Source organism: Corallococcus sp. CA053C (genome assembly GCF_003611675.1).
Taxonomy (GTDB): domain Bacteria; phylum Myxococcota; class Myxococcia; order Myxococcales; family Myxococcaceae; genus Corallococcus.
Window position 1 is genome coordinate 1 of record NZ_RAWA01000413.1, and the last position, 8,847, is coordinate 8,847.

6 protein-coding genes are annotated in these 8,847 nt (G+C 73.6%); 3 read left to right on the forward strand and 3 right to left on the reverse strand.

Annotated elements, in window-relative coordinates:
* The 3 genes from D7V97_RS35550 to D7V97_RS35560 form a co-directional block, all read left to right on the forward strand.
* A partial coding sequence (locus D7V97_RS35550) for an alpha-2-macroglobulin family protein (RefSeq protein ID WP_120615071.1) occupies nt 1–2,126 on the forward strand: 2,126 nt, incomplete at its 5' end.
* A gap of 211 nt (nt 2,127–2,337) precedes the next feature.
* The gene (locus tag D7V97_RS35555) at nt 2,338–3,372 is read left to right on the forward strand and encodes a trypsin-like peptidase domain-containing protein (protein WP_120615065.1); all 1,035 of its coding nucleotides are present in this window, start codon (nt 2,338–2,340) and stop codon (nt 3,370–3,372) included.
* A 98-nt stretch (nt 3,373–3,470) separates the two neighbouring features.
* Nucleotides 3,471–5,783 (forward strand): hypothetical protein, encoded by a 2,313-nt coding sequence (locus D7V97_RS35560; protein ID WP_120615066.1) that lies wholly within the window; start codon nt 3,471–3,473, stop codon nt 5,781–5,783.
* Between the two features lie 10 nt (nt 5,784–5,793).
* Here the strand turns inward: D7V97_RS35560 and D7V97_RS35565 are convergent, their stop codons facing one another.
* The 3 genes from D7V97_RS35565 to D7V97_RS35580 all read right to left on the reverse strand — a co-directional run.
* Entirely contained in the window at nt 5,794–6,603 is an 810-nt protein-coding gene (locus D7V97_RS35565; protein WP_120615067.1) for an SDR family oxidoreductase, read from the reverse strand.
* An 850-nt stretch (nt 6,604–7,453) separates the two neighbouring features.
* A complete protein-coding gene (locus tag D7V97_RS35575) occupies nt 7,454–8,254 on the reverse strand; it encodes a ZIP family metal transporter (RefSeq protein WP_120615069.1) in 801 nt (266 codons plus the stop codon).
* Nucleotides 8,254–8,847: alpha/beta fold hydrolase (locus D7V97_RS35580; RefSeq protein ID WP_120615070.1), on the reverse strand; the 594-nt coding region annotated here is incomplete at its 5' end. The genes D7V97_RS35580 and D7V97_RS35575, both read right to left, overlap by 1 nt.

The window sequence follows — 8,847 nt, forward strand, 5'->3', positions numbered from 1 at the left end:
GCGGAGGCGTAGGCATGGCGGCGCCGGCTGCCCCCCCCTCGATGGCCATGGACGCGATGCGCGAAGAGTCCATCGAGCAGGAGGCGGACAACAACAAGGACGACGGGGACGGCGCGGCGGCGGCGCCCACCCGCGCGTGGTTCCCGGAGACGTTCCTCTTCGAGCCGCTGGTGGTGACGGACGCGAGCGGCGCGGCGACGGTGCCCGTGCGCGTGCCGGACCGGCTGACGCAGTGGCGGGTGCTGGCGCTCGCGCACTCGCGCTCCGGCGCGCAGGCGGGGGCGGTGACGTCCTTCGCGGGCACGCTGCCCACCTACGTGGATCCGGTGCTGCCGCCCTTCCTGCGCGCGGGCGACACCGTGCGCCTGCCGGTGCAGGTGGTGAACACCACCGACAAGGAGGTCGTGGCCGCGCTGAAGGTGGACGCGCGGGGCGCGCAGGTGGAGGACGGCGCGCGCACGGTGAAGGTGCCCGCGCGGGGCAGCGCGGTGGCGATGGTGACGGTGCGGGCCCAGGGCGCGGGGCCGGTGACGGTACGGGCCTCGCTGGGGGACACCGACGCGGTGGTGCGCGACTTCGACGTGTGGGCCACCGGGCAGCCCGTGGTGCAGACGCGGGGCGGCTCGCTGGCGGCACCGCGCACGCTGTCGCTGGTGGGGCCCGCGGACGCGCAGCCCGGCAGTGAGCGGGTGAGGTTGCAGGTGTACCCGGGCGCGCTGGGCGTGGTGCGCGCGGAGCTGGCGGCGGTGGAGCGCCGGCCGGCGGATGTGGCCGCGGATGCGTACGCGCTGCTGCTCGCGGGTCAGGCGCCGGAGCTGCTCAAGGCGCTGGGCGAGACGCCGGACGCGGAGGCGCTGAAGGCCCTGTCGCTGGTGGCCGGACAGCGCGTGCTCCGGGCCGCGCGCGCGCCGTCGGTGGACGTGGCGACGCGACTGGCGGAAGGCGCGCTGGCCCACCCGCAGAACCCCGTACTCGCGCGGCTGGGGGAGCGGCTGGTGGGCCAGGTGGCGAAGGCGCAGCGGCCGGACGGCACCTGCCAGGGCGGCGAGGGCTGGACGCTCCAGCGGTTGCTGGTGGCGACGGCGGACTGCGCCCGCACGGTGCGCGCGGCGACGGGTACGCCCGAAGGCAAGCAGCGCGCGCTGGCCTTCACCGCGCGCTCCGCAGGTGTCTTCGAGCGCTACCTGCCGCAGGTGAAGGACGGCTACACGGCGGCGGTGCTGCTGGCTGAAGGCGCGGTGTCCGGCTCCGTGGCGGACGCGCTGCGCACCCGCGTGCGGGACGCGCTGAAGCAGGGCGCGGACGGCACCGCGTCGCTGCCGGTGGAGCCGGGCATGGTGCGCGCGGACGGCGCCGGGCCTTCCGAGGTGGAGGCCACGGCGATGGCGGTGCTCGCCCTCCAGGGCGATGCGAAGGCGCCGCTGGCGGACCTGGGCGCCTTCCTGCTCGCGCACTACACGCCGGGCCAGGGCTGGGGGGATGGACAGGCGAACCGCGTGGGCCTGCGCGCCGCGCTGGTGCTCTTCCGCGAACCGCTGCCGGCCCAGGTGCGCGTGACGCTCGCGCGCGACGGGCAGACCGTCACCGAGGGCACCTACGACGCGAAGGCGCTGCGCGAGGTGCTGGCGCTGGAGGCGGCCGCGCCGGGTTCGGCGGGGACGCACGCGTGGACGGTGCGCGCGGAGCCCGCGGTGCCGGGGCTGGGCTTCTCGCTGTCGCTGGCCGCGGCGGTGCCGTGGAAGTCCGAGGCGAAGGGCGGCCTGCAGCTGGCCGTGGTCGCGCCGAAGGAGGCGCGCGTGGGGCAGCTCTCCGACGTGCGGGTGCAACTGGGCGCTCCCTCGTCCCTGCCGCTGCTGTTCCAACAGGAGCTGCCCGCGGGCGTGCAGGTGGACCCCGCGAGCCTGGAGGCGCTGGTGGCCTCCGGACAGGTGACGTCCTGGGACGTGCAGGACGGGGCGCTGTCGCTGCGCCTTCCTCCGCGCGCACAGGGTGAGCTGGTGCAGGTGTACTTCCGTGTGCTGCCCACGCTCGCCGGGACGTTGCAGGCGGGCGCCTCGCGGCTGGGCGTGCCCGGCCGGCCGGACCTCGCCTCGTCGCTGTCCCCCACCACCTGGGCGGTGCGCTGATCCCGGGGGCTGTATCAGGTCGGGTCATTCCCCACTCCCGGTACGCGGGCCCGTGTATTCGTCCAGCAGCGGACGGCGGTGGGGAACACAGGGGATGCGCGCAAGGGGCCCGGCCCGGCGAGCGCTCCGCATGCGGTGCAAACGCGGCCCGCATGCGTACACTGCAAGTCACACGGCAGGCGTGACGGCGCGCGGCCCCGAGAGGACACGGATGGAGCTTGAAGGCTCCGAGCGGGAGGAACTCACCCACGCCCTCCAGGGCGCCTTCGCCTCGGTGGAGGACCTCCAACGCATGGTCACGGTGAAATGCGGCCGGGACCTCGTTCCTCCCGTGGCGCGGGAGGGGGCGGCCCGCGCCCGCGCGCTCGTGCACACCGCGGAGACGGAAGGGTGGACGGACACGCTCGTGCGCGGCGCGCAGGCGGCGGCGCCCGGCCATCCGCGGATCCGCCGCTTCCTCCAGACGTACTTCTCCTCCGTGCAGCGCAGCGTGTCCGGCAGCGCGCTGGCGCGCATCGTCCAGGCGTCGAAGCAGGCGCTCACGCCGGAGGTGTGGCGCGACCGGCTGGCCACGCTGTCGCGGCGCGTGTGCCGCGTGGAGCTGGACGGAGGCCGCGCGCTGGGCACGGGCTTCCTGGTGGCGCCGGACGTGGTGCTCACCAACTCGCACGTCATCGAGCACCGGCTGGTGGAGGCGCTGCGCGTGCGCTTCGACCTGAAGGTGCTGCCGGACCGCATCGCGGTGCACCCCGGCCGCGTGTTCACGGTGACGGCGTGCCTGGCGCAGAGCCCGCACAGCCCGGCGGACCTGATGCACCCCCGTCCGCGCGAGGCCACGCACGACGAGCTGGACTACGCCTTCCTGCAAATCCAGGACGCCCCCGGCGAGGAGCTGCTGGGCGCTCGCCCGCGCGGCTTCATCCCGCTGCCCGCGTCGCCCATGCCCTTCACGCCCGGCGCGCTCGCGCTCGTGATGCAGCACCCCAAGGGCCGGCCGATGCAGGTGGCGCTGGACACGTTCCAGGGCGTCAACCGCTCGCACACGCGCGTCACGTACTGCACCAACACGCACCCGGGCTCGTCCGGCTCGCCGTGCTTCACGCAGGACCTGGAGCTGGTCGCGCTGCACCACAGCGGTGACCCGCGCCCCGAACACGAAGCCGCCGAGGACGACGAGGGCATCCCCCTGGAGACCATCCGCGCCAGCCTGTCGCCCTGGGTGCTGCGCCGTCTGGGCTGGGGCTGAAGCGCCCGCGCGCGTGACGTGCATGCGGGATGCGGGGCCGGGGTGGGGGACTGCTATCGTCCCCGCGCATGGGCCTTCCAGCTCGAAACCGCGGGACCGTGACCCTGCTCTGCCTGCTGCCGACGCTCGCGCTCGCGGCGCCGCGCTTCAGCGTCGCGGGACAGACCTCCAACAACGAGGTCCGGCTGCGCACGTCCACCGCGCACGTGGAGACGGTGCTGCGGGTGGACCTGCTGCCTTCGGAAGCCGAAGGGGACGCGCCAGACGCGGGCGCGGCGGACACGCGGGTGACGGTGCTGGTGGATCCGCTGCTCGCCGCGGACGGCACGCAGGTGCCGGTGACGGTGCGCGTGGGGAACACGACGGACGGCGCGGCGGACGCGCCCATCTCCGTGCGGCAGCCGGTGACGGTGACGCTGTCGGCGGACCTGCCCGCGCCCGGTGAGTACAAGGGCCGCGTGGTGCTGCTGGGCGACGGCGCGCGGGAAGTGACGCCGCTCTTCGTGCAGCGCGTGGAGGCGGCGCCCACGGTGCAGTTCTACCCGGTGGCGCCCGCGCGCGGCTGGACGCTGGGGCCCTTCTCCGGGAAGGCCACGGTGCGGCTGTCCTTCCGGGAGACGGCGGGCGTGGGCGGCGCGGTGGGGCCGGCGGCGGTGGTGCAGTTGGATCGCAAGGAGGGCGGCGCGGGCAATGGCGCCGCGCCCGTGCAGGCGCAGGACGCGCGCTGGGTCTTCCGGGGCGCGGACAGCGCGACGGAGGGGCCGGGCGCGGGCGGCGTCCTCCAGGTGCCCGCCCATGGCACGGGCCTCTTGAACCTGGACGTGTCCGGGCTGCCGGAGTCCGGCGAGTACACCGGCACGGTGCGGTTGCTCGTGCCCCAGGGCACGCCGGTGGAGCAGACCTTCACCGTCTGGGTGAAGACGCCCGCCACGTGGGGCGCCTTCCTCATCTTCCTGGGCGTGGTGACGTCCGCGGCGGTGCGCTTCTACGTGCAGCGCGTGCGCCCGCGCGTGACGCTGCGGGGTAGGGCGGAGGCCGCGCGCCAGAAGCTCCAGGAACTGGTGCCCGCCCGTCCGCTGGAGCGCGAGGCGACGGTGGCCGCGTCGCTGCGGCGGCAGGTGGACGCGCTGCTGGCGAACATCCAGCGGCCGCTGAGCGGGCTCGTGGTGCAGGACTCCGTGCTGGCCCTCTTCGAGGCGCGCCTCCAGCTGTTCTCGCTCTGGTCCGGGCTCTTGCGGCAGCTGGAGGGCTTGAAGGGCGTGGCGCTGCTGGACGCGGAGCGCAAGCTCAAGGCGGTGGAGGCGCTGCTCCAGAATGAACAGGCCACGTCCGCGGACTTCACCGAACAGGCCCAGTTCCTGCGCACGCTCGACCTGGAGTCGGTGGCGCGCGCGGTGCTGGAGTCGCGGCTGTCGGAATTGGAGCAGCAATCCCAGACATTGATGACCCAGCGCGGGGATGATCCGGTGACCCACCGGCTCCAGGGTGAATTGCCGCTGTACCTGCTGCGCGCGCGGCAGCAGCTTCCAGGGCCCGACCTGGACGCCTCCCGGCGACTGGTGGAGGCCGCGCGCGAGGCGTTCCTCGAAATCCTCCTGTCGGACCTGGAGGGCTCCATCAACGTGCGCGAGCTGCCGGGCGGCTTCACGCCGGACGAGTGGGCGGAGCTGCGGGCCCAGGTGGGCGAGAAGCTCGTCCGGGCGCGCGCGCGCAAGTCGGCCAGCGTGGACGAGGCCTTCCTGTACTACCAGTCCGCGCACGCGCTGTACCTGCGCGCGCTGGTGGACAACCTGGACGAAGCGGTGGCCGCGGCCCAGGTGGCAGCCGGCGGGGGTGGGGACTTGAGCACCCGCTCGGACTGGGAGACGGAGGTGGACGCGCACCTGGACGCGGCGCGCGCGCACCTGGACAAGGGCGAGGCGAACCTGGCCGCGCCGGAGTACCGCGCCGCCCGCGAGCTCTTCGCGCGCAACGCCACCCTGCGCCAGCGGGCTGCCGCCGCCGGCAGCCGGATGCAGGCGCCCCCGTCCCCGGCACCGTCGGTGACGCTGGACCCCTTCTCGCAGAAGCCCCAGGAGCCCGTGACGCCCCTGCCCGGCGCGCCCGCCAGCGGCAACCTCACGCCCCTGCCTCCCCAGGCCGGCACCCCGGGCGCCGAGGCGCTGGTGAACCTGGATTGGATCCCCCTGCCCAGGTCGCGCGACCTCTGGAAGGTGGAGCTGGCGGTGCTGGGGATGATGTCCATCATCGCGGTGCTGCTGGGGCTCCAGGTGTTGGATGTCTTCGCGCCCACCTGGGGCGGCTCCGGCGCGTGGATGACGGCCTTCCTCTGGGGCTTCGGCCTGCACCAGGTGGGCAACGCCACCTTCGACGGCCTGTGGGGCATGGTGTCGAAGGTGGACTCCAAGTAGCGCGCGTAGCTCAGGCCTGCTTGCCGCGGATGGCGCGCGCGGCCAGCCGGTCCAACAGCCCGGGGGCCACCAGCTTGAGCACCTGGCCCACGCGGCCCGCGAGCGTCATCACCACCTCGCGCTGACGGCGCTCCATGCCGCGCAGGATGAGGGCCACGCAGGTGTCCAGGTCCATGGTGGCGCCCTCCTCGTCGCGGGGGCTCGTGCCCAGGGGCCGCCCCTCCGCGCCCAGCGCGTGCGCGCGGATGTCCGTGGCCACGAAGCCCGGCGACACCACGAGCACGTCCGTGCCGGTGCCCAGCAATTCGATGCGCAGCGAATCGAAGAAGCCCTGCATGGCGTGCTTGCTGGCGGCGTAGCCGGTGCGCGTGGGCACGCCCGTCTTGCCCGTCAGCGAGGAGATGGCGACGAGCAGCCCCTTGCGCGCCTTGAGGTGCGGCAGCGCGTGGAAGGTGCAGTGCACCGCGCCCAGGTAGTTGATGCGCATCAGCCGCTCGAAGAGGCCCAGGTCCTTCACGTCCTCGAAGCGTGCGTGCATGGTGACGCCCGCGTTGTTGACGAGCACGTCCACGCCGCCGAACGCCGCCACCGCGCGCTCCACCAGCTGGCGGCATGCCTCCGGGTCACCCACGTCGGTGGGCACCGCCAGGGCCTTGCCCCCCGCGGCCTCGCACCGGCCCCGCACCCGCTCCAGCGCCTGGGTGTCGCGCGCCGCCAGCGTCACGTTCGCGCCCCGGGCCGCCAGGGCCACCGCCAGCGCCTCGCCGATGCCCGCGGAGGCACCGGTGACAATCACGGACTTTCCTTGCATGGGCCGCATCCTGGCAGGCGCGCCCGAAAGGACAACGGGCGGGCAGGGCGTGAAGCCCCACCCGCCCGCGACTACGCCCGGAGGCGCACTCCGACTAGCACTCCTGGAGGCCGTTACACGTCAGGATGACCGTCATCCCGTTGGAACAGGTGCAGGTATCCGTGACGGCGGCAACGCGAACAATCTCAGCCTTGGTGTACATGGGAGTCTCCGTCTCTAGGTGTGAGTGGGTGTGGCGGGAACGACTAGCAATCGGTGGCGATCAGCCCGGTGCAGGTCGTCGTGGTGGTGCCCATCCCGCTGCCGCAGGTGCAGGAGTCAACGACGGCGGCGACGCGGACGATCTCGGCCTTGGTGTACATGGTGGTGGTCTCTCTTTGGGGTGTGGTGTGTGGGTGTGGCGGGAACGACTAGCAGTCGGAGGACTGGATGAGCCCGGCGCAGGTCGTGGTGCTCATGCCGGTGCTGCAGGTGCAGGAGTCAACGACGGCGGCGACGCGAACGATCTCGGCCTTGGTGTACATGGTGGTGACCTCTGTTTCGCGGGTGGAATCCGGAACGGAGGCGAACGCCCCCGGGCCGGCAGTGGGGGCCCGCGGCCCCGCACAGGCGAAGGGGGACCGGCTCCAGGCACCTGACAGCTCGCCGAGGCGTGGCATGTGGCGTCCCCTCAAAAACAGGTCCGGGGGGATGCTGCGTGTGTTCACCCGGAGAATGACTGTCTATTCGGAGAGTAGATGGGGTCGGTAACAGCAGGTCAACATAAATTCACGGGAAGCGCCTGTTACGCAGGGAGCCATGTTTAGCCCCTGCACATTGACGCACCGCTCAAACCTGTTTTACGTGTTTCAGGACGCGCTCAGCCGTGGATGCCGAGGAGGCCTTCCGCGAAGTGGAGGCCGGCGATGAGGAGCAGGCCGCACAGGAACCCACCCACGCGCTTGCGCGAGTCCGGGCCCCGGCGCAGCTCCGGCAGCAGGTCCACCGCGCCGATGTAGAGGAACGAGCCGCCGGCGATGGCCAGCACGGTGCCCTGGAGCGACGGCAGGTGCCGGGTGCCCAGCAGCACCGCGGCGGCGCCGGCCACGGCGGTGAGCTGCACGGCGCCCAGGCCGACGAGGGACCGGAGGCGGGACCAGCCCGCGGCGCGCAAGAGAGCGTAGTCGCCTACCTCCTGGGGCAGCTCGTGGACGATGACGGCGAACGCGGTGGCGAAGCCGGCCTTGGGAGACACGAGGAAGGCGGCCGCGACGGCCGCGCCATCCCCCACGTTGTGCAGCGCATCCGACGCGAGCAACGCCGCGGGCAGGGTGGGCACGCCGTGGGTGTGGGTATGGCCGTGGGCATGGCCATGGGCGTGGTCATGGGCATGACCGGCGGCGGCCTCGGCGTGGTGGTGGTGGTGACCCAGCGCCCACTCCAGGAGGGCGAGGGTGACGAAGCTGCCCAGGGCCCACGTGAAGGCGGCGTCGCCGCGCGCGGACACGGCCTCTGGCAACACCTCCAGGAAGACGGCGGCCAGGAGGGTGCCGGCGGCGAAGGCCACCAGCGCGGGCAGGTGCCGCTGCAACCAGCGCTCGGACAGCACGCCGCCCGCGAGCCCGGCCAGGCCATCCAGCCCCACGGCGATGAAGACGAGCAGGACGGTCTGGGAGTCCATCACCCGGCCATCAGCCACGCGAGCAGGGCCTGGGCGCTGTCCACGTGGACGAAGTGGCCCGCGTCCGGGAGCGTGGCCACGGGACAGCCGGCGGCCTCCAGGCGCCGGGCGCTCTCGTCCGGCACGTACCGGCTGCGGCCGCCCCGGATGCAGCGCACGGGCGGGTGCGCGGGGCGCTCCACGGCGCTCCAGAGGTCCTCGCCGTTGACGCGCTGGTGGAGGCGCAAGAGGGCGTCGCGGTCGAAGCGCCAGCGCACGCCGTCGCCGTCGGGCACCAGGTTCATCAGCAGCCAGTCCGCCAGGGGCTCGGACAGGCCGCGGCCGGTGAGGTCCGCGCGCAGGGCCCGGCGGTTGTCGGCGCGGGGCGGGGCCTGGAGCAGGATGTCCAGCACGTAGCCGCTCTCCGACAGGTCCAGGGGCACCGGCCCCGGGGCGATGTCCAGCAGGGTGAGGCGCTTCACGCGCTCGGGGGTGTGGAGGCTCGCGGCGAGGGACACGCGGCCGCCCAGCGAGTGGCCCACCCAGTCCACGGCGCCGGTGAAGCCCTGGGCGCCCAGCGTGTCCGCGACGTCGCGGGCGAGCGTGGCCAGGTC